The organism is Streptomyces cyaneofuscatus (assembly GCF_000718135.1).
Taxonomy (GTDB): Bacteria; Actinomycetota; Actinomycetes; order Streptomycetales; family Streptomycetaceae; genus Streptomyces; species Streptomyces cyaneofuscatus.
The window spans coordinates 1-470 of record NZ_JOEM01000067.1 but is presented as its reverse complement, the minus strand read 5'-3'; the positions used below and the strand labels follow the sequence as shown (position 1 = coordinate 470).

General features: G+C 69.6%; 1 protein-coding gene. It reads right to left on the bottom strand.

What is annotated here, in order from left to right:
• Positions 1–470: carbamoyl-phosphate synthase domain-containing protein (locus IF17_RS0135770; RefSeq protein ID WP_030575388.1), on the bottom strand; the 470-nt coding region annotated here is incomplete at both ends.

The window sequence follows — 470 nt, the reverse complement described above, 5'->3', positions numbered from 1 at the left end:
CGCTCCAGGACACCCTGCATCAGCGCCACCGGGTGATCAGCCGTCGACGGGTCACCGGGACCGTTGGAGAAGAACACACCATCCGGCTGGACCGCGTACACCTCCTCCAAAGTGGCCGTCGCGGGCAGCACATGCACCTCGATGCCACGCTCCGCCATCCGGTGCGGCGTCATCCCCTTGATCCCCAGGTCCACCGCCGCCACCGTGAACTTCTTCGTCCCGATCGCCGGAACGACATACGCCTCCTTCGTCGCCACCTCGGCGGAGAGGTCGGCGCCGGTCATCTCGGGCGCCTGGCGGACCTTCGCCAGCAGCGTCCCCTCGTCCGCGATCGCGTTACCGGAGAAGATCCCCACCCGCATCGCCCCGCGCTCGCGCAGGTGCCGGGTGAGGGCGCGGGTGTCGACACCGCTGATCCCGACGACGCCCTGCGCCACCAGCTCCTCATCCAGCGAACGCTGCGCACGCCA